This is a genomic window from Pseudovibrio sp. JE062, from assembly GCF_000156235.1.
GTDB lineage: Bacteria > Pseudomonadota > Alphaproteobacteria > Rhizobiales > Stappiaceae > Pseudovibrio.
Genome location: NZ_DS996805.1, coordinates 489282 through 509790 on the forward strand (window position 1 = coordinate 489282; position 20509 = coordinate 509790).

General features: G+C 51.5%; 13 protein-coding genes, 1 tRNA gene and 1 pseudogene. 7 read left to right on the plus strand and 8 right to left on the minus strand.

The features are described from left to right. Window positions 1–30: 30 nt before the first annotated feature. The 4 genes from PJE062_RS02090 to PJE062_RS25915 all read right to left on the minus strand — a co-directional run bounded on the left by PJE062_RS02090 (window position 31) and on the right by PJE062_RS25915 (window position 7783). Entirely contained in the window at window positions 31–1347 is a 1317-nt protein-coding gene (locus PJE062_RS02090; protein ID WP_008546794.1) for an HlyD family type I secretion periplasmic adaptor subunit, read from the minus strand. Further along, window positions 1340–3133, minus strand: a complete 1794-nt coding sequence (locus PJE062_RS02095; protein WP_008546966.1) for a type I secretion system permease/ATPase — start codon at window positions 3131–3133, stop codon at window positions 1340–1342. Before PJE062_RS02095 ends, PJE062_RS02090 begins: the two co-directional genes overlap by 8 nt. Before the next feature lie 141 nt (window positions 3134–3274). Further along, entirely contained in the window at window positions 3275–6142 is a 2868-nt protein-coding gene (locus tag PJE062_RS02100; protein ID WP_157039019.1) for a discoidin domain-containing protein, read from the minus strand. Between the two features lie 144 nt (window positions 6143–6286). After that, window positions 6287–7783 carry an ATP-binding protein gene (locus tag PJE062_RS25915; RefSeq protein ID WP_083793195.1) on the minus strand — a complete coding sequence of 499 codons (1497 nt, stop codon included), beginning with the start codon at window positions 7781–7783 and terminating at the stop codon, window positions 6287–6289. 91 nt (window positions 7784–7874) lie between these two features. On the opposite strand from PJE062_RS25915, the gene PJE062_RS02110 reads away from it, so the two are divergent. Next, window positions 7875–8567 carry a response regulator transcription factor gene (locus PJE062_RS02110; protein WP_008546434.1) on the plus strand — a complete coding sequence of 231 codons (693 nt, stop codon included), beginning with the start codon at window positions 7875–7877 and terminating at the stop codon, window positions 8565–8567. Window positions 8568–9048: 481 nt separating this feature from the next. On the opposite strand, the pseudogene PJE062_RS26825 reads toward PJE062_RS02110, so the two are convergent. Then, window positions 9049–9350: pseudogene (locus PJE062_RS26825) on the minus strand (IS3 family transposase); the annotation flags it as partial. Window positions 9351–10046: 696 nt separating this feature from the next. Between PJE062_RS26825 and PJE062_RS02115 the strand changes: the two are divergent. Next, a complete protein-coding gene (locus PJE062_RS02115) occupies window positions 10047–10310 on the plus strand; it encodes a hypothetical protein (RefSeq protein ID WP_037035814.1) in 264 nt (87 codons plus the stop codon). A gap of 383 nt (window positions 10311–10693) precedes the next feature. Here the strand turns inward: PJE062_RS02115 and PJE062_RS02120 are convergent. Continuing rightward, window positions 10694–10769 (minus strand) — tRNA-Lys (locus PJE062_RS02120). Between the two features lie 775 nt (window positions 10770–11544). Here PJE062_RS02120 and PJE062_RS02125 point away from each other — a divergent pair. The 4 genes from PJE062_RS02125 (at window position 11545) to PJE062_RS02140 (ending at window position 16691) form a co-directional block, all read left to right on the plus strand. Beyond that, complete coding sequence (locus tag PJE062_RS02125; RefSeq protein ID WP_008546441.1) at window positions 11545–12504, plus strand: TAXI family TRAP transporter solute-binding subunit; 960 nt, start codon at window positions 11545–11547, stop codon at window positions 12502–12504. Between the two features lie 128 nt (window positions 12505–12632). Continuing rightward, the gene (locus PJE062_RS02130) at window positions 12633–15248 is read left to right on the plus strand and encodes a TRAP transporter permease (protein ID WP_008546884.1); all 2616 of its coding nucleotides are present in this window, start codon (window positions 12633–12635) and stop codon (window positions 15246–15248) included. Between the two features lie 42 nt (window positions 15249–15290). After that, a complete protein-coding gene (locus PJE062_RS02135; protein ID WP_008546255.1) occupies window positions 15291–15725 on the plus strand; it encodes a universal stress protein in 435 nt (144 codons plus the stop codon). Window positions 15726–15953: 228 nt separating this feature from the next. After that, on the plus strand, window positions 15954–16691 hold the full coding sequence (locus PJE062_RS02140; protein ID WP_008546769.1) for a cytochrome c biogenesis CcdA family protein: 738 nt from the start codon (window positions 15954–15956) through the stop codon (window positions 16689–16691). 78 nt (window positions 16692–16769) lie between these two features. Here the strand turns inward: PJE062_RS02140 and PJE062_RS02145 are convergent, their stop codons facing one another. Beyond that, window positions 16770–17702: a DMT family transporter gene (locus tag PJE062_RS02145; RefSeq protein WP_256377894.1), complete on the minus strand. Its 933-nt coding sequence runs from the start codon at window positions 17700–17702 to the stop codon at window positions 16770–16772. A 95-nt stretch (window positions 17703–17797) separates the two neighbouring features. After that, window positions 17798–18778 (minus strand): hypothetical protein, encoded by a 981-nt coding sequence (locus PJE062_RS02150; RefSeq protein ID WP_208982105.1) that lies wholly within the window; start codon window positions 18776–18778, stop codon window positions 17798–17800. A 231-nt stretch (window positions 18779–19009) separates the two neighbouring features. Between PJE062_RS02150 and glmU the strand changes: the two genes are divergently transcribed. Continuing rightward, window positions 19010–20368 (plus strand): bifunctional UDP-N-acetylglucosamine diphosphorylase/glucosamine-1-phosphate N-acetyltransferase GlmU, encoded by a 1359-nt coding sequence (gene glmU / locus PJE062_RS02155; RefSeq protein ID WP_008546878.1) that lies wholly within the window; start codon window positions 19010–19012, stop codon window positions 20366–20368. Window positions 20369–20509 lie beyond the last annotated feature (141 nt).

Below are 20509 nucleotides of genomic sequence, written 5' to 3' on the forward strand. Positions count from 1 at the left end.
TTGCTCACCCTCCAAGGAAGTAAGGGGCCCTTACTTCTCCTTAAGCGCATGGGCGATCTGGTCCTGGAGGGGTTTTATGAAGTAGGAGAGGACGGTGCGTTCGCCGGTTTGGATGAAGCCTTCGACGGGCATGCCGGGGACGAGGGTCTGGCCGTTCAGCTTTGGCATCTCGCTTTCCAGGATCTTCAGGCGGGCCAGATAAAACGGCTCGCCGGTGACCTCATCACGGGTCAGGTCCGGAGAGACGTTGAGCACGGCTGCGCTGAGCTCCGGTGTGGTGCGCTGGTCGAAGGCGGCAAGGCGCACGTAAGCGTCCTGTCCCACCTGCAGCTGGTCCACGTCGATTGGCTGAACACGGCTTTCGATCACCAGTTCGCTGTCTTCCGGCACCACCAGCATCAGGGTGTCACCCGGTGCAATCACGCCGCCCACGGTGTGAACCGCAAGCTGGTGCACATAGCCGGATTGCGGCGCGCGGATGTCGATGCGCTTGAGGCGATCTTCTGCGGCAACTTCCTGTTCTTCCAGCTCTGCAATCTGAGAGCGGATGGTTTGCAGGTCAGAGAGCACCTTTTCAAGGAACTCCTCGTCCAGCTGCAGGATCTGCACGCGTTTTTCGCTGATGGCTTCCTTGGTCTGGGCGATCTGGGAGATCAGCCCGCCGCGATCACCGATCAGCTCGGCGCGCTCGCGTTTGATGGCGGTGACCTGAGAGGCGTTGATCAGGCGCTTTTCTAAAAGTGAGGAGAAGTCAGAAAGCTGCTGGGTGACCAGATCGATGCTTTCTGCCTTGGCATCGCGCTGCACCTGCAGGCCTTCAATCTGCTGCTCCAACTGAGCGATCTGTTCGCCAAGCTGTTTTTTGCGGCCCTTGATGCCTTGCTGGCGGGCGTCAAACAGAGCCTGTTCGCCATCGAGAGCTGTGGCGGCAATCTCGTCAGTCTTGGCCAGCTCAACAAGAGTTTCCGGGAAGATCACACGTTGTTCGCGGCGCCATTCAGCGGAAAGGCGGGCTTCCTGAGCCTGCATCTGATGCAGGCGCTTGCGGGTGATGGCAAGGTTGGCTTTGACCACGGTCTCATCAAGGCGGAACAGCACGTCACCGGCTTTGACCTCGTCGCCGTCTTTGACGAGGATCTCACCGACAATGCCGCCTTCCTGATGCTGCACCTTCTTGGCCTGACCATCAACCGCGATGGAGCCGGAGGTGATCACCGCGCTGTTGATCTTGGCAACAGAAGCCCAGCCTCCAAGGCCAAGAACCAGAACGCCCACAAGAGCGATGCCCCAGCGCAGGTGTTTTTTACGAGAGGACTGAATGGAGGAAAGTGTTGTTTGCTCAGGCATGTGGCACCACGCTCAATGGTCCTGTTTTTGCAGCAGCTGGCGCTGGCTTAGCGCCAGGGGCCGGAGCACCAGCTGGTGCAGGCACGCCGGTTGGGGCGCTGATTTTTGGCAGGACTTCTTCTTTCGGGCCAAAGGCGGCCTGCTGGCCATCCTTTACAACAAGCAGCAGCTCAACGGCTGAGATCGCGCTTGGGCGGTGCGCCACAACAATCACGATGCTGCCGTTCTGGCGCATCAGTTTGATGGCGCGGGTTAATGCGGCTTCGCCTTCTGCATCCAGATTGGAGTTTGGTTCATCCAGTACGATCAGGAACGGGCTGTCATAAAGCGCGCGGGCCAGACCAATGCGCTGACGCTGACCGGCAGAAAGCAGAGCCCCGCCTTCGCCTACTTGCGTGTCATAGCCATCTGTCAGGCCGGTCACCAGCTCATGCACATTGGCCAGCTGAGCCGCTTCGAGGATTTTCTCGTCATTGCGCTCAGGCGCAAAGCGCGAGATATTTTCAGCAATGGTGCCGTCGAACAGTTCCACGTCCTGCGGCAGGTAGCCGATAGCGGTGCCGAGACGGTCCTCAGACCACTGGCCCAGCTCGGCGCCATCAAGGCGCACGGAGCCGCGATGGATCGGCCAGACGCCCACAAGCGCGCGGACCAGACTGGTCTTGCCGGACCCGGACGGGCCAATGATGCCCATGCCATCTCCGGCCTTGAGTTCAAAGTTCACACCAGCCAGCGTGACGGCGCGGGCCCCTGGAGGGGCCGTTGCGATCTGCTGCACGTTAAGGGTCTTGCTTGGCAGAGGTAGTTCGGTTTCTGGTGCGCTTTCATCCAGACCTTCCAGCGCTTTTTCCAGACGGGCACGGGCCTGACGGGCAGCGATGAATACACGCCACTGACCAACGGCCTGCTCAACGGGAGACAGGGCACGGGAGGTGATGATGGAGGCGGCAATCATGACACCGGGAGAGACTTCTTGAAGGATCGCCAGCCAGGCGCCAACAGCCAGAACGGCGGAGCCGAGCAGGAAGCGGAAGGCTTTGATGGCGGTGGCAAACAGGGAGGCGCGGTCACCGGCCTTGGTCTGGGCATCATAAAACCGGGCGTTGGCTTCATCCCACTTGTTGGTGAGCGTTGCGCTCATGCCAAGGGCGCGCACCACTTCCGCATTGCGGCGGGCGCCGGTGCGGGTGTTGCTGCGCTGAGCATTCTGCGCGGCCAGTTCCTTGGCAGGCGCGCGGCTCATGAACTCGTTGGCAAGCACCAGAGACAAGATGATCACGGCACCGGCCAGGGCCAGAATGCCAAGCCAGAAATGCAGCACGAACACCAGACCCAGATAGATCGGCATCCATGGAATATCGAAGAGCGCGGCTGGACCCTGACCGCCCCAGAACTGGCGCATGGTCTCCAGATCGCGGATCGGGTCGACGTTTTTGCCGGTGTTGCCCATGCGCAGCGGAACGCGCAGGTTGGCGAGGAACGCGGTGCGTGACAGGCGGGCGTCGATCTCCTGCGAGATACGTGACAGGCCGCGGGCACGAATGCCTTCAAGCAGAGCAAAGAACAGGTAGAGGATACCGGCGAAGCTGGCGATGATCACCAGTGTTGGAACACTGTGGCTGGCCAGAACCCGGTCATAGATCTGCAGCATGAACATCGGGCCAGTCAGCATCAAAAGGTTGATGACCAGACTTAAAACCCCAACGCCCGCATACCCGGACCGCGACGCACCAAACGCCTCAGATACCAGCGGGCGCTTAGGTGCAATAGATTGTTGTGAAGACATGTTTCACTCACGATCAGTAAGCAAGAAACCCATAAAGACAGGTTAGATAGGTGGCGGCTGTGCTAGGCGTAACCACAAACAACAGTCACACCAGAGATCAGAGAGACACGGGCCTTCCTTGGCCCGTGTCCTAGTGATTTCTTAGGCTATGAAATCACCATAGATATCGATCTCAGCAATGTGCAGATAATCGCCATTTGGATGATCGATACGGACTTCGTCACCAATGATACCACCAACCTCGATCAGCTGGTTATGTGCTGAAGTCAGATTTGAGGATGACCACACCTTTACGTCATCATCCCAGACTTCGATTTGAGCGCCTTTTAGACGAGAACTTGTCCAATTATCCTGACGGTTTTCTAGGTCAATGAACTCAATCAGAGCATCTTCACCAAGATCAATGCTAAGCCATGGAGCAGCATCATCTCTATGTGTGTGGTTGATTGTATCAACGTCACCATCAAGCACGTTGTACGCGAGGTAGTCACTATCCGAGTAGTTGGTTGATTGATCTGCTGCGCTGGTAGCAATCAGCGTGTCTGTCAGGTTTGTGATATCTTCATCATACACCCGTTTAGCTAACTCAGATGCCGTTAAAGTCACGTCATAAGTTGCTGCATTGTCTTCATTGACGGAGACACTTGTTTGCAACGAAGATTTATCGAAGTCTGTCAAAGTGACTGAGTTGTTATTGTCAGTTGAAAGACTATTGCCTGCATCGGACAGAGAACTGATCAACGCTTCGTGTTCTGATGCAGTTAGCCCTTTGAAAACAAGAATATCATTGATGCCTAGATCCGTTATCGTGTCTTGCCCAGAATCTGCGGTAAAGATAAAGGCATCGACACCAATGCCACCAACTAGCGTATCGTTTCCACCAGCGCCGGTTATCCTGTCATTTCCGCCAGCACCCGACAGTATATTCCCCTCGTCATCACCTGTGATGATATCGTGTCCATGCGATCCGATTACATTTTCGATCTCAAATAATTGGTCCCCATCTGCCTCATCTTCACCCTCATAGAGGGCTTCAGAGGTTGCGTAGTACATTCTGTAGCTGCTATCCCATTGCTTGAAGCCCAAATCAACGTCTACAGAAACCGCATCAAAAAAGGCCACGGTATCACTGTCAGATGAGCCATCGAGATTTTCACCACCAAAAATGAAGTCCTTACCTTTACCGCCAAACAGCAGGTCATCTCCTCCCATACCCCACAGTACTACGTCCTGAGCTTTATTTGCTTTCGCAGTTGAGGTGGAATTGACTGCGGTTGGTACGAAACCACCAAGGATATCACCATAATTGGTTCCCGCCCAACGATAGTTATCGGTTACGTCGTCGTAAATCGTCCGACCTGAGTAGGCCCCAATATCTATGTAACCCAGATTGGAGCCTTGCATTTCTCCGGCCCAATCACCCATATTCTGTTTATCGGTTCCATAATAGAAGTTCTCCCCATCATACATGGAGTAGCTCTCTCGCATACTGAATCCGATCGCTTTAAGAACTTCATCATTAATTGTTTCGCCTAGGTAATCTTTGGTCATATAGTCGGGAACATAGTCAACTAGATCCTCAGCCCAATTGGCGACAACGATTTGTTGGTTTTCACCCTGACGTTTGTCTGTTACCGCGAACGCGATACTGCCAGCGGGATTCCATATAAATTCGTAGTTAGTGTCAAAATTACCATTTTCGACTGCAACCGGAATCATGACGTGATCTTCAAATGGGTTAAAGTCATTAATCTGAACTTCGGCTGTCTTGCCCCAACTAGCATCAATGGTAAATGTCGTCTTTGATGAGTTTGTTGCTGTGTAATAAGCATCAAAGCCAGAAGCTATTGCTTTCGCAACTGTACCGAGTGCTTTCACACCCGGTATAATCCCCGCTGCACTGCCAGCCGCATCCAGGATAGATGTCCAATCATTGCCTTTGTCAGGAAAAGCTGCCGAAATATCAATAACCAAGTCGCTGGTATAATCAGTGCTGCCATCACCAATGATGAACATATCCGCGCCAGCCCCGCCCCAAAGCTGGTCACTTACGGCTTGGTCCTTTAGCGAGCCTGAGGAAAGAATGTCGTTCCCTGTTCCCCCATAGATAGTATCAGCGCCGGTACCGCCATCGAGAATATCATTCCCGTCATATCCGTAAATTACATCGTCGCCTTCACCACCATAAGCTATGTCGATATGGTCTACAGCTATATCGACATTGGGTGTTGTCGCTACATAGGTTGCCCCATGAATGATGTCATCACCTGCACCACCATGCATTTCATTGGCACTGGCTACTGTGTTTCCAGATGAACCACCCCAGATTATGTCATTGCCTTTGCCACCTTCTATCCGATCAGCCCCATCACCGCCGTAGATCGTATCCGCGTCATCACCACCGTCGATTTGGTCAGCCCCATCACCACCCCATATTGTATCGATGCCTGCACCGCCATCAATGTGGTCATCGCCCCCACGACCATAAATCTCGTCATGTCCATCCTGACCATAAAACGTATCAGCATGGCCAGTACCATTTAGATCATCGTTACCATCCCCCATATAGGCTGTAACGCCATAAGACAGACCGTAAAAGTCAGCAGTGTCATTGTTGTAAGTAAAGTCGAATATCTCAACATTGTGTGCAACGACACTCAGCGAATTGAACCTGATGTGTCCATCATTTTTCGAATAGCCTCCTTCGACATTGACGGTGTCTCCATCCAGCACTGTGAGTTCAGTCGACTGAATATTATTTCCGCTATATTTCAATGCATCTATGCCTTCATCACCATAGTAATGGAGGTTCGAGTTTTTCTTTACGCCGCTACCGGACCTATGGAATGAGTCCAGCGTCACTGAATCATTATCCTCAGAACCCAGAAGGTTAGAGTCTTTTCTTTTCTTTCTTGAGATTCCGCCAAGGGTAACGCTGCCGTCAATATGTGTATTTTTGGAGTTAACGTACTTGGTGCCCATTTTTTCTAATCCAAGTGTTGGGCGCACGCTTTTTACCTAAGCAAACCTTAGGTGAGCGCAACGCCGAGTTTCTAAGGACGGAATTGTCCAACTCCTACATGGATACTGCGGGTCTGTTTTCGGGTCTCGTGACAAACTGTGACAAACATCTGTCACAGTTTGAAAGGCTGATTAATCCTGTCGGTGGAGCGGAAGACAAAGCTCAGCTCGCAGCCCACCTTCAGCGCGGTTTAACAGACGTATAGAACCACCTTGGTCCGTTACAATTGTCTTCACAATTGCTAGCCCCAAGCCACTGCCGGGTACGTCTGTCACCAAACGCTCAAACGGCTGGAATACGAGTTCCAGCTCATCCTCTGGAATGCCAGGGCCATTATCATCAATGGTGATAACAGCCTCATCGCCATCTTCAGAAACAGTTGCATAAGCTGCCCCACCATACTTGCAGGCATTCTCAACGAGGTTGGATAAGCAGCGCTGGATTGCATTCACGCGGCATGACACGATGACAGGCGCTGCATCTGCCATTTCAGCGGTATCTCCCAGCTCACAGCGCTCCTCAATCACCACGTCCAGTAGAAGTGAGAGGTCTACACGCTGGAAGTCTCCATCTCGCATCACCGCACGTGAAAAAATCATTATCGAGTCCAAGGTATTCTGTACTTGATCCAAACGAGCTGAAATTTGATGTCTCGCCGTATCTGGTTTGATTGCTTCACTAAGCCTTTTAACCCCGGATAAAGGCCCCTTTAAATCATGAGCAAGACTGCGCAAAAGGCCGACTTGATAGTCGACAGCCAATGAAACACGCTCATTCATACGGTTAAATGACTTGATGATTTCTCGGGTATCACGAGGTCCTTCTACAGCCAAAATGGAAGTAGTCTCACCACGGCCAAGCCGTTCTGCTTCATGTGAAAGACGCCAAAAGGGCCTCATAACGCGCCGGCTGATCAAGAAAATGACTACTGCTATTAAAAGAGAAATGAGGCTCGAGATGATAAGATTTGTGTAGGCGACATTGATCGGTGGCAAACGTCTAAGATGATAGACTGTTAGCCACTCACCAGTCGCATCATGGCGTAATGCTATCCTGTGCACTTCTGCACGTGGCTGAAGTCGAAAAAAATCCAGAAGGCTCTCTGGTGAAATCGGTTTCTCCTCAAAGACCCATCTTGGGGCTGTTTTCCAGTCAAGCTCATGTGCAAAGAGGGTACGTGGAGGTTCTCCAAGACCTAATATAGGTGACTGATTTGCCTTCATTCCAGGGGGCGGAGGAGGAGTTGGAAAGCCACGTTCTGTCACAATCACTTCTGAAACTGGCAGCCCCGCAAGGTTATACCAAGAAAGTGCTTCAGCCTCTATATCAGGGCGTCGCTTGTCACCTTCAAGAAGTGCTCGCGGAGTTCCCCATTCTACATGGACAGTTAAATTAGATAGGGTTTGCGTATATCTGACACGTTGGTTTTCTGGCAGGGCTAGAGCTCCACGAAATGACCTCCCTGCCAGTGTAAAGTGAAGGCTTTTTTGACCAGCTGATACAAACTGTACATCAGCTATACGTGCTACAATCACATTTACGAGCTGAATTGCCATTACCAGCCCAATAACCAGTAACATTAGCTGTTGACCAAGAGTAAAACGGGCTAAAAACCTCATTGATTTCATTTAACTATCTCGACATTGGGACAAGTTGACGCAAAGATGCTACAATATATGCGTGCTGCAAAGTCAAATGATTATCTGAGGTTTATACTGGATGAGCGAGAGTATTTTGATCGTAGACGATGATCACATTCTCGGAGAAGAGTTAGAAGCAGCCTTGTCCAATGTTGGCTATTCGACCCATCGCACGACGAGTGTTCCAGAGGCTCGGCAGGTTTGGAACAAGACAAAAATCGATCTCTGCTTTGTCGATATCGTAATGCCTGGCCCTTCAGGAAAAGTGTTTTGCCGCGAAATTAGAGAACGCTCTGATACTGCTATCATTATGATGAGCTCACTCAGTGATCAGGACACAATCATAGCATTGCTTGACATTGGCGCTGATGATTACATCGTCAAACCATTCGCTTTCGCAGAGATCATGGCACGCGCACGTGCCGTGCTACGTCGTCGCAAAGATCACACTCAACAGCACACAACCTCTACAATGGAGTTTGGTGATTGGACATTCGATCTTCAGCTTCGCCGTCTGTCTAACATTAAAGGACTCACCGTGCCTCTCACACAAAGTGAAGCAACGGTCCTTCGTTTTTTTGCGCAAAGTCCCGGCGTTGTTTTTTCCCGAGAAGACATTCTAGCTGTTGCCAGAACACGCCAGCACGCTGGCAAAGACGATCGCTCTGTAGATACCTTAATCAAGCGCTTGCGACGAAAAATCGAAGTTGAACCTTCAAACCCAATGCACATTCTGACCGAATGGGGTAAGGGCTATACGTTCCAGAATTGACCAGATGCAAAAAATAAGATCTGCATAATCCCCAATCAGGAGTTCGCCACAACTTCTCTTCCAATGATCCTGATCTGTTGTCTCAAGAACTGCTTTTTGGCAGTTAGAGAGCTTTCCAGAAGTTGTGACCCTGCTTAGAGGAAGTCACACTCAATTTCAGACAGAAAGCCTCTCGATAGAAATTACATATCAAATAAGGCGTTTTAAAACTCATTAAAGCTTGGTGAGGGCCATAGTTTACAGAACTCAGAGCACCATCAATTCGAGCCGGTCGCAATCCATGATGGAAGTGGTCGAATGGCAGCTCCTGGCCCTCAGCGCCAAGCGGATTAAAGCCAACTCCAAGTTGACATCACGCTTTGTATAGGCTGCCCCGTGATTAAGCGAATAGCGGCTATTGGTCAGTTGGGTAAGCTTAAATCGCTCATAAAGGCTACTGCGAAACCTTCAGCTGTGACTACCTCAATCTCAGCTAACAGTCTTTCAACATATCTACGATCAGACGATCCTCATCCGCTTGCCCACTCAGTGAACAACGCTGCGTGGGTCGGAGTTGACCAAGGACGCGGCAAACACGTCGCTCGAAAATTTTAGTTTGGTGAGAACAGGGTTGATGCAGGCCCGGCGATGGGACGGGCTTAGAAGTTTCCCTTGGCAGCCTCAGTGAGGATCAGTTTGTTCAGTGTCAAATCATCGACAACGCGGCATCGCTTGTCCTGTAAAGACTTTTATCTGTCGCGGCTTAATGACAATCTCCTCTGGCTTTGGTCTCTTGCTTCCCATATCTGATCCGTCACTTTCCTAATCATAAACTTGGACCACATCTGTGGGGGAGGCTCGCAACAAGATCCTAAGTGACCAGATCAAACACTCACGTTTCTTACCAGCAAAGGTGAATGCTTTTGGCAATGCGGTAGAGCGAGCCTCTCCGCTGTTGAGACCAAAGCGGATCCAAGTACTGAAGAAGGCGATGAGGTTAAAGCGACTGATTTGTCTGGATTTGATTTAGTCTTTTTCCTTTCAAGACATCGCGGGTCCTTCCCAGGTCTTTACCTGCCTACGGGTAGTTCGGAACCACGGCGCGAGCGGCTATGTGGTTTTCGCGAGGGCTTGATGTTTATGTTCATGTTGTTGTTCTCACTTTACATCGTCTAGTTTGGCCCAGTTAATCCCATGGGTTTGTGGAGGAATTCAGTTTCCCTGCATTGACACCTTGTCTCATACATCGCATGGTCAGCTTGAGGCGTCAGAACCTCGGTAACACGGCACCGCAGCCGTTTTCTGCGGTCTTTTTGTGTCTGGAGTTAGCTCTCCAAACGCAACTCTCGCTTATGGGCGGGAGGGCGGTGAATACAATACCCTTCACGGGGGAATAAGCCCGCCTGCGTTACCAGGTTCTGAACCTCCCGCTCACCAGTGGGCCATCAGAAGCCTTCTGTTGAGTGGTTTGTTCAACAAACCTGTAACGGAGGTTTTATGATGACTGATACTGGTAAAGAGAAATGTGCCCATACGTCCCTTCGCAATGAAGTGGATCAGCTTAGCCTCACAGCCAACCACCTCAAAAATCTAGTTTATTCTATGAGTGTGGTTCTGAGCGAACGTATGGAGCACACACAGGAATATGAAGCGTTGCTGACGCTGTTTGATACTGTGCGCAATCACATTGAAGATGTGCAGGGAAGTAGCGAGAAAATCTCCGAGCTGCTCGAACCTTGCGCGCTGGAAGTCTCCAAAGACTAATAATACGGAATGAAGAGAGGCATTGCCTCTCACGGAATATTCTGGCTTGGGAAGCGTGAGGCTTCTCAGGCCTTTTTAGATGTTCGCTTCAAGCAGATCTGCCCTTTATCAAAAGCACTAAAATTGCGCTCTGACGATAAGTAACAGTTCTCTGACGGCTTTTCAGCGCTCCAACTTTATGGGAAGCCTGCGTATTGACGACCAGTGACGACATTAACAGCTTTTCCAGAATTAATTTGAAAGGGTACTTGCAGGAGCTGAGAGAGGTGAAATCGTGCTTTCAAACGCTCTCATTTGCTTACATAGTGCTGACACAAGGCACAAAAGCAAAAAGCTCCCAGTAGGGAGCTTTGCTAAACCTCTTTATATACCATGAGGTTAAATGGTGAGCCCGCACGGGTTCGAACCGTGGACCTACTGATTAAAAGTCAGTTGCTCTACCAGCTGAGCTACGGGCTCTTGGGCGGTGACCGCTGGGTCGCTGCCTGTGAGGGGTCTTCTAAGGATTGCAGGGGCTTAGCGCAAGAGCTTTTTTTCATTTTCCACACAGTGCGTTTTTTAGGCTTTTTGACCGTTCTTATGTTGAGAGAGCGATGTGATTGCTGAAGTGCATTAAACTGAGAAGGCGGAGAGTGAAATGATGTTTGGTTGAGCGCTCTCTATATGAACGACATATGGGCGACCTCTGTTCTCATGTCGGCAGAGTGTAGGGTGCGGTGCACAAATTGCGCGTTGGGCTATGATCTGCTCTTGAGGAGGTGACTGCTGCAATCATTTCAGTCATCCATTGGTTTTGGGGGTATTATTAGTTCTCTAGGTGAAATAACGTAGGATTGCTGCTTAAAATGAGGCGTGATACTTCACAAAATCTGTAATACCTTAGTATACTATTTTGTGGAAGCAATCGGCAGTTTGCTGGTGTATCACCTGAATTTTGGCAGTTTTTCGTGAAATATCTGTGGGGCTTTCGCGTGTGCGAAATGCTCATGTATCTGAAAAAGTATTTTTGAATCAGTTTGTTAGGTGAAATGGCGTGCGGCTTGGACGTCACCGGCAGTTTTGAGAGTTTACTGGTAATCCAAGCAATAGATGTGTACGTATTTCACCGCTTTTGGCATCATTCATTCTGTGCCAGTGGGAAATAGGCGTGTCTGATGGTTAAAATGCCAAGATTTCCTATTCGCGATACCGTGAGTTACGGGATCGCGCAATTACAACTTAAGTGGAGGTTCGTATGAAACTTAGCAATGTTGCAGTTGGAGCTGCGCTGATTGCGGTTAGCGTTGCAACTGGAGCTTCGGCAGAAAATCGTTTCGTATCCATCGGCACCGGCGGTGTTACCGGTGTTTACTACCCAACCGGTGGTGCGATCTGTCGTCTTGTAAACAAGACCCGTAAAGAGCACGGCATCCGTTGTTCTGTAGAATCCACTGGTGGTTCTGTTTACAACATCAACACCATTCAGAATGGTGAGCTTGAGTTTGGTGTTGCTCAGTCTGACGTTCAGGCGAACGCATACGAAGGTCGCTCCCAGTGGGACGGCAAGCCATTCGGCGAGCTGCGCTCCGTATTCTCCGTACACCCTGAGCCAGTAACAATGCTTGCTGCTAAAGGTTCCGGCGTAAACAACTACACCGACCTGAAGGGCAAAAAAGTCAACATCGGTAACCCAGGTTCCGGTCAGTATGCGACTTGGCAGCTTCTTGAAAAAGAAGGCATTGTGAACAAGGGCGATCTGGCTCTGGCAACCGAGCTGAAGTCCGCTGAAGCTGGTGCTGCACTTTGTGACGGCAAGATCGACGCTTACTACTGGCTGGTGGGTCACCCATCCGCATCTACTCAGGAAACTGTAAGCACCTGTGATGCGCAGCTGGTGAACGTTGAAGGTAAAGCAATCGACGATCTGGTCGACAAATACTCCTTCTACCGTAAAGCAACTATCCCTGCAGGCATGTACAACAACGCAGAAGACATCAACACCTTTGGTGTTGGCGCAACTTTCGTGTCTTCCGCTGCTGTGCCTAACGATGTTGTTTACACCATCGTGAAGTCCGTATTCGAAAACTTCGATGACTTCAAAAAGCTGCACCCAGCATTCAAAAACCTGAAAGAAGAAGAGATGATTAAGGATTCCCTGACAGCTCCTCTGCATGACGGTGCGGTTAAGTACTACAAAGAACGCGGCTGGATGTAATCTATCCGGTTTTTCTATAATGCGGGGCGGCTCTAGCCCCGCATTTTTTGGTTTTCTATGAGATTTAGTAGGTTTCTTGCTCTGCCTTTACAGCTAAGGCAAAGGGGGAACTGTATTTGGGGGTGCGAATGAGTCCAGAACGACACAAGGCGCAAGTTGATGCGCAGGAACTGGTCGCTCAGGCAGATACCGGTGCACGAAGCCTTTCTGGCGGCTTAGGCACAATGATTGCGGCCATTGCCTTTTTCTGGTCTGTTTTTCAGCTCTACGTGGCGTCGAATGTTCCGTTTTGGCTGAATGATACCTTTGGCATCAATCTCATCTTCAACAACTCTGCAGTCAGAAACATTCACCTGGCCTTTGGTCTGGTGCTTGCAGCTTTTGCATACCCTCTGTTTTCCCGCAGCCCGCGTCACACCATACCGTGGTATGACTGGGTCCTTGCATTTTTAGGTGCTGCGGCTTGTCTCTACCTTGTGATCATGCGGTCTGAAATCGCTAATCGCGCCGGTCTTCCAACTCAGATGGATCTGATTGTGGCCACCACTGGCCTGACTGTGCTTGCGATCGCGGTTTACCGCAGCCTTGGTCTGCCGCTTGTGATCGTTGCGGCGATCTTTGTCGGCTATGCCATGTTCGGCAACTCTTCCTTCCTGCCTGAAGTCATTCAGTGGCGTGGTGCTTCCTATGGTAAGGCCATGTGGCACTACTGGATCCAGGAGGAGGGCGTCTTTGGTGTTGCTGTCGGCGTCTCGGCTTCCATGATCTTCCTGTTCGTTCTCTTTGGCTCTCTGCTGGAGAAGGCGGGTGCAGGTAACTATTTCATCAAGGCAGCGTTCGCGCTTCTCGGTCACCTGCGTGGTGGTCCGGCGAAAGCGGCGGTTCTTGCTTCTGCGATGAGCGGTCTTTATTCCGGTTCTTCCATCGCGAACGTTGTGACCACAGGTACCTTTACTATTCCGCTGATGAAGCGCACCGGCTTCCCGGCTGAAAAGGCGGGTGCTGTTGAGGTTGCGTCTTCCGTGAATGGTCAGTTGATGCCACCTGTGATGGGTGCTGCAGCATTCCTGATCGCGGAGTTCACCGGTACCAGTTACCATCAGGTCGTTATTCACGCCTTCATTCCAGCGGTAATCTCTTACATCGCTCTGGTGTATATCGTTCACCTTGAAGCGCTGAAGATGAACCTGAAAGGCCTGCCTAAGCCACCTGTGCATGTCACTGTGATGCAGCGTTTGATCGGCGTTCTGACCGGCTTTATCGGTATCACTATTGTTGGTGCTGCAGTTTACTACGGTCTGGGTTGGACTAAGACGGCATTCCCGTCTCTGACATTCCCAGTGGTTCTGGCGCTGTTTGCTGCTGGCTATCTCTTCCTAGCTTACATCGCAGCTCAGGTTCCTGACCTTGAGGTGGATGATCCGAATGCGCCTATCAAGGAGCTGCCGGCTGCTGGTGATGTTGGTCGTACTGGCTACTACTACATTCTGCCGATTGTTGTTCTGATCTGGTGTATTCTGGTTGAGCGCTTCTCACCGTCTCTGTCAGCGTTTTATGCGACAATGGCGATGATCTTTATCGTTGTAACCCAACACCCAATCAAAGCTTTCTTCCGTGGGGAGTCTCAGACTGGCCGCGTATGGCAGGGTATCGTTGATTTTGCTGAAGGCATGATTGGCGGCGCACGCAACATGATCGGTATTGCTGTTGCAACAGCAGCTGCTGGTATCATCGTGGGTACTGTGTCCCTGACCGGTATGCACCAGATGATTGCTGAACTGGTAGAATTCCTTTCAGGTGGCAATCTACTTGCAATGCTGTTCCTCGTCGCTGTGATGAGTTTGATCCTTGGTATGGGTTTGCCTACCACTGCTAACTATCTCGTGGTGTCCTCATTGATGGCACTTGTTGTGGTGCAGCTTGGTGAGCAGACTGGCTTTATCGTGCCACTGATTGCTGTTCACTTCTTCGTCTTCTACTTCGGCATCATGGCGGATGTGACGCCACCTGTGGGGCTTGCGGCCTTTGCTGCTGCTGCGATCAGCCGTGGTGATCCGATCAAGACGGGTGTTCAGGGCTTTATCTACTCCTTGCGTACAGCAGCGCTGCCGTTCCTGTTCATCTTCAACACCGATCTTTTGTTGATCGATGTTGAACCTCTTCAGGCGGTCTTTGTCTTCATTGTCTCTGTGGTGGCGATGATGCTGTTTGCAGCGGCGACGCAGGGCTACTTCTTTGCCCGTTCCCGTCTTTGGGAATCGCTGGTTCTGCTGCTCGTGGCATTTTCTCTGTTCCGTCCGGGCTTCTGGCTCAATCAGGTGCAGGATGAGTACGTAACTGTCACAGGTCCAGCCATTCTTGAGATGGTCAGCGATGCGCAGCCGGGTGAAATAGTGCGTCTTAACCTCGCAGGTCCGGATTTTGATGACATGGATAAAATCCTGACACTGACATTGCCGCTAACTATTGGAGAAGAGCAGGGTGCTGATGCACGGCTCGAGGCTGCTGGTCTTGTTACCATGGAAGATGATGGCAAGCTGATCCTCGATGAGCCATTCCCAGGCACAACGTTTGCTGAAAAACTGCAGGGCTTTGATTTTTACGGAGATGTTCCGGTTTCAATCCTAAGTTCTCAGGTGGAAGCAGAGCGTATGCCGAAGGAATTGTTCTATATTCCTGCGATACTCTTGCTCTTGCTGGTTGTTATGCTTCAACGCCGACGCCAAACTCAGCCCGCTTTTTAAGCGGGCTGTGCCATAAAACTATAATTTTTGAGGAGTTGGGAAATGTACTCCAATATCTTGCTGCCTTTGGATCTGAACGAAGAAAGCAGCTGGAAAACTGCGCTTCCCGTGGCTGTTGATCTGGCTCGTCATTACAAGGCTCAGCTGCATGTGGTGACGGTGCTGCCAGATTTTGGCAAATCTATTGTTGGCGGCTATTTTGCTCGCGAATTTGAAACCGAAGCTCTGGAGCGTACCCGTGAGGCTCTTGAAGAGTTTCTGGATACGCAGCTTCCTGATGAGGAGCTGGATGTGAAAGGGCACATTGCCCACGGAACGATCTATGAAGAGATCACCAGCGCGGCTGACAAGCTGGGCACGGATCTGATTGTTCTTTCCTCGCATCGCCCTGAGCTGAAGGACTTCCTTCTGGGGCCGAATGCTGCGCGCGTTGTGCGCCATGCCAACCAGTCTGTTCTGGTTGTTCGTGACAAGTAAAAGTCACTTCTAGTGTTTCTGGTGGACGGTGGTTACGTGTTTCTACCCGCCGTTCACCAAAATGTGTCGCAGATTTTCTTGCCTGTTTGACGAAACACATCCAACTTTCAGCAAAATTGTATATATAAGCGTTGGTCATCTGTTGCCGGACCAGAACCTTGTCACGCCATCATGCGTGTCAGCGTCAGGTCCTTCAGGATGCATTCCAAACGGAATTAGGAAAGCTACATGTTGCAAGACATCACCCTATGGGGCGCATTTTTCGCGGGCATTTTGTCGTTTGTTTCTCCCTGCGTCTTACCGCTGGTGCCGCCTTATCTTGGATACATCGCTGGTCTGTCCATTGAAGAGGTGACAAGCAAAGATAAAAGCGCAGCGCAGAGCAACAGGGTTATGATTGCGGCCATGTGTTTTGTGGCCGGGTTCTCAACCGTGTTTGTGCTGCTTGGGGCGAGTGCATCGTTCCTTGGTCAGTTCGTGCTGCAGTACTCTCAGTACCTTGCTTACGTGGCAGGTGCGATGATCATCATTATGGGTCTGCATTTCCTCGGTGCGTTCAAGATCGGTTTTCTTTACCGCGAAGCGCGTGTGCAGATTGATCGCCAGCCAGGTGGCTTTGGTGGGGCTTATCTGATGGGCCTTGCGTTCGGCTTTGGCTGGACCCCGTGCATCGGTCCGGTTTTGGCAAGTATTCTTCTGATAGCTGGTACGCAGGCTTCTGTTAATCAGGGCGTCATCCTGCTGGCAGCTTATGCGCTGGGTATCGGTGTGCCGTTCATGATTGCTGCGATGTTTGCTGGTCCGTTCATGGGCTTCATGGCGCGCTTCCGCAAGCATATGGGCACTGTTGAGAAAGTCATGGGCGCGTTTCTGGTGCTTACCGGTGTGGGCTTCCTGACCGGTTACATTCAGGCGTTCTCTTTCTGGCTGCTGGAAACTTTCCCGGTTTTCTCCCAGATCGGCTAAATCGCTCTATAAATGATGAAATGAAAAAGCAGGCCCGGGGCCTGCTTTTTTGCGTTTAGAGCTTATTGTTTTCACGTCCTATGCGCTGGCCTTTTTCCGGAAGATGCCGGCTGGAAGAGTTGCCAGCAGGAGGCCTGCCATGATCGGTGCGAAGCCGAGGTAGTGGAATGTCTGCAGCTTCTCACCCAGAAACAGAACTGCCATGCCAACGCCGTAGGGTGTCATGAGATACATGAACATGCCCGCGATGGATGGGCCGACCAGGCGGATGCTGAACTGGTAGGTGAGGAATGAAGCAACAGAAGCAACCAGTGCCACGCCTGCAATCGACATCCAGACTTCGCCCGTGTTTGGCACGGAAGACGTGATCGCCATCTCAGCGATTGCGAATGGCGCAAGGATGAGTGTGCCGAGGATGGCGAGGATCGTAAACAGTGGTGCTGTTGAGATGCTTTGCAGCTGGCTCTTCTTGATGAGTACGGAATAGATCGCCCAGCTGAGTGTGCACAGCGCAAAGAGCAAGTCGCCGCTGTTCAGTTGCAAGCTGAGTAGGTTCCCCAGCGAGCCCTTGGTGACGATCACGAAGACACCGACGATGGCCAGTGAGATGCCGACAAGTTCGCGCATGGCCACTGCACGGCCTCTGAAGAGCCATTCAAGGGCGAGGATCAGAGCAGGGGCAGCGGAGTAGATCAGCGTTCCGTTGGTGGCTGATGTTTCTTTCAGGGCCAGATAAACGATGGCACCACAGATCCACATGGCGAGGAAAGCCATGAAGCCGAGGAGCTTCAGGTTCTTGCGGATGATCGGCAGGCTTCTTTTCAGCTCACGATATGTAAACGGCAACAGGATGAGAGAGGCCAGACCCCATCTGAAAAAGGCGAGGGTCCACGGCTCTGTATGGGCAATGGCAGGCTTGGCAATAATGATATTGGAGCTCATGAAAACGGGCATGAGAAACAACAGGGCATATGTTGAGGCCCAATTTGAGCTCGAAGGAGAATGAGACACGCGTGGTATTCCGAAATGACCTGTAAGGCTGGGGCTGTTCACGTCATTGTCGGCGCGGCTGGTCCCAATCTCAGGTGCAGAAAGATGAAGCTAACTTATTGGAAAATGGTTGGCGAGCAATTGACTTTTTCTCGCACCAGTCTTGCGCAGACCACAGCGGTGTCTGCTGCGTTGAAGAATGGGCCCGCTGTCAATGTGAACTGCGTTGTTCCATCAACCTCAGCAGTTGAGACCCGTTTCTTCAGATCACCCAGCAGGAGAGGATTGTTGTCTTTGAGTTTTTGCCACTGGCTGTTAAGCGCATTGGTATCGTCAAAGCTGCCCAGGTCAACCGCGAAGGAGGTGCGCACGATCTTGCGACGGCCCGACTGGCTGAGTTTGCCTGCGGCCGGGGTTTTGTGAAACTCAGGCAGTTCCGCCTTTGCCGGGATTGATGCGACAGTTTCAGGCACAGATGCGTTCGGCAAAGTGGTTTCAGTGATTTCCGTCAGTTCTGAAAGTTTCATCTCCGGTAGTGGGCCGGGAGCCTGTGGTTGCGGCTTTGCGGCAGAAAGCTCTGGCGCTGGTAGCGTTTCGATTGGTGTTATCGGCTTTTGCTTTGGCTTTACTACGGTGACTGCCGGTTTTGGAGCAGCTTTGGCTTCAGTCTGGGCTTGGCTTTCAGCTTCATCCAGCGCTTTCAGCTTGCTCGACAATCTGCGGTTCTGCTCGGTCAGGCGCAGCATGGAGCGGCGGAGAGAAACGATCTCCTCACGCACGGCCCGGAGCTCTTTTGTGTTCTGCAGTTCCTGTTGTGATTCGGCTTTTTCGCTAGCTCCACCATAAATCTGGAAGGCATTTTGTGCTGTTTGTCCACTGATCGAGGCCGTTGTGGTCACAGGGCCGGGTGCCGGAAGTGGAATTATTGCCTGGGCAAAATGGGGTGTTTGGGCTGCAAACTTGCCTGGCATCTGCACTGCGGAGGCGGCGAGGGCGACGAACGAGAGCGCAGCAATACCCCATGCCAGAACGGTCACACGTTCTCGCAGTACTTTCGGATCTTGCCGTAACTCGTTGATTTTATGAGGAAGTCGCAACGCTTCCAGTCGCCTCGTATTCGAATCTAATCCTAACTATATGTATTAACTTGATTTTTTATGGTTAACAAAGTGCAAACGCAACCTGAAAAAGATGTATTAAACACTATCTGCTACTTCTAATGGGTGCGCTGATTTTCTTGGTGAAAGCAAAGGGATGTCCTTTGAAATGCCAAAGCTCTGGTGCAGGTTGCCTGTCAGTTTTGATTTCAAGTTACCCAAGGGGTTTGCATGTCCAATAGTTCTTGTTTGGCAATTGTTCTGGCTGCTGGATTGGGAACGCGTATGCGTTCGGCCCTGCCAAAGGTGATGCACGAGATTGGTGGGTTGCCGCTTGTTGGCCACGTGCTGAACTCCGTCGTCCACGCAGGTGCTGACAAGGTTGCTGTTGTGGTTGGCCCAGAGATGCCAAAGCTGGAAGAGCATGTCGCCATCCGTGTGCCTCACGCGACCTGCCATGTTCAGGTTGATCGCCTTGGAACGGCACATGCCGTAAAGGCGGCTGAGGATGCCTACAAGTCTGCTTCAGATCATGTTCTGGTTCTTTTTGGAGATACGCCACTGGTGAAGGCAGACACACTGCATCGTCTGCGTGAGCGACTTTCTGGTGGTGCTGATGTTGTGGTTCTGGGCTTTGAGGCAGATGACCCGTTTGGATATGGCCGTCTTCTGGAAAGCGATGGCGAACTTGTTGCGATCCGTGAAGAAAAAGAAGCAACTGATGAAGAACGCAGAGTCACACTGTGCAACGCTGGCATCATGGCGTTCAAAGGCTCAGCATTGCCAGACCTGATCGCCGAGATCAAAAACGACAACGCCAAGGGGGAGTATTACCTGACTGACGCTGTGGAAGTGGCGCGCAGCAAAGGCATGCGTGTTGTTTCTGAACTGGCTGATGAGAAGGAAGTGCAAGGTATCAACAATCGCTCTCAGCTGGCCTCTTGTGAAGCTGTGTTCCAGCAGGTTCAGCGTGAGACCTTCATGGAGAACGGTGTGACCTTGCAGGCGCCGGAAACTGTCTACTTCTCCTGGGACACTGAGATCGACCCAGATGTTGTGGTGGAGCCGAACGTCGTGTTTGGTCCGGGAGTTCATGTTGACAGCGGTGCTCGCATTCGTGCGTTTTCTCATCTTGAAAAGGCACATGTGAGTGCGGATGCCACGGTTGGTCCTTATGCACGACTGCGTCCGGGTGCGGATATCGGAGAAGGCGCCCATATCGGCAACTTTGTTGAGATCAAGAATGCCAAGGTTGAGAGCGGTGCCAAGGTCAACCACCTTTCCTACATCGGTGATGCGCGTGTTGGTGCAAAGTCCAACATCGGGGCCGGCACGATCACCTGTAACTACGACGGCTACCTGAAGCATCACACAGACATTGGAGCTGGCAGCTTTGTTGGTTCTGACAGCGTGCTGGTTGCGCCTCTGACCCTTGGTGATGGTGCGTTTGTCGCTGCGGGCTCGGTGGTGACTTCTGATGTGCCTGAAAACGCATTGGCGATTGGGCGTGGTCAGCAGGTGAACAAGGAAGGCCGCGCCAAAGTGATGCGTGAAATGCTCGCTGCGGCTAAAGCTTCAAGAAAGGGCTGAGCAATAATGTTGCACGCTGCTGAGGTTAGCAGCGTGCTTGCTCAATTATCCTCAAGCTGTAACGAAACGAAACACGGATTGATTTCCCTCGCAGCAGTGCATCGGGCTAAAGACTTGGCCAAAAGTTGATGCTCGCATCAG

What these genes read in the sequence shown, in the direction of transcription:
- PJE062_RS02090 (WP_008546794.1), bottom strand. Translation starts at nt 1,347, where the DNA reads ATGCCTGAGCAAACAACACTTTCCTCCATTCAGTCCTCTCGTAAAAAA.
- PJE062_RS02130 (WP_008546884.1), top strand. Translation starts at nt 12,633, where the DNA reads ATGAGTCCAGAACGACACAAGGCGCAAGTTGATGCGCAGGAACTGGTC.
- PJE062_RS25915 (WP_083793195.1), bottom strand. Translation starts at nt 7,783, where the DNA reads ATGAAATCAATGAGGTTTTTAGCCCGTTTTACTCTTGGTCAACAGCTA.
- PJE062_RS02115 (WP_037035814.1), top strand. Translation starts at nt 10,047, where the DNA reads ATGACTGATACTGGTAAAGAGAAATGTGCCCATACGTCCCTTCGCAAT.
- glmU (WP_008546878.1), top strand. Translation starts at nt 19,010, where the DNA reads ATGTCCAATAGTTCTTGTTTGGCAATTGTTCTGGCTGCTGGATTGGGA.
- PJE062_RS02110 (WP_008546434.1), top strand. Translation starts at nt 7,875, where the DNA reads ATGAGCGAGAGTATTTTGATCGTAGACGATGATCACATTCTCGGAGAA.
- PJE062_RS02135 (WP_008546255.1), top strand. Translation starts at nt 15,291, where the DNA reads ATGTACTCCAATATCTTGCTGCCTTTGGATCTGAACGAAGAAAGCAGC.
- PJE062_RS02140 (WP_008546769.1), top strand. Translation starts at nt 15,954, where the DNA reads ATGTTGCAAGACATCACCCTATGGGGCGCATTTTTCGCGGGCATTTTG.
- PJE062_RS02095 (WP_008546966.1), bottom strand. Translation starts at nt 3,133, where the DNA reads ATGTCTTCACAACAATCTATTGCACCTAAGCGCCCGCTGGTATCTGAG.
- PJE062_RS02125 (WP_008546441.1), top strand. Translation starts at nt 11,545, where the DNA reads ATGAAACTTAGCAATGTTGCAGTTGGAGCTGCGCTGATTGCGGTTAGC.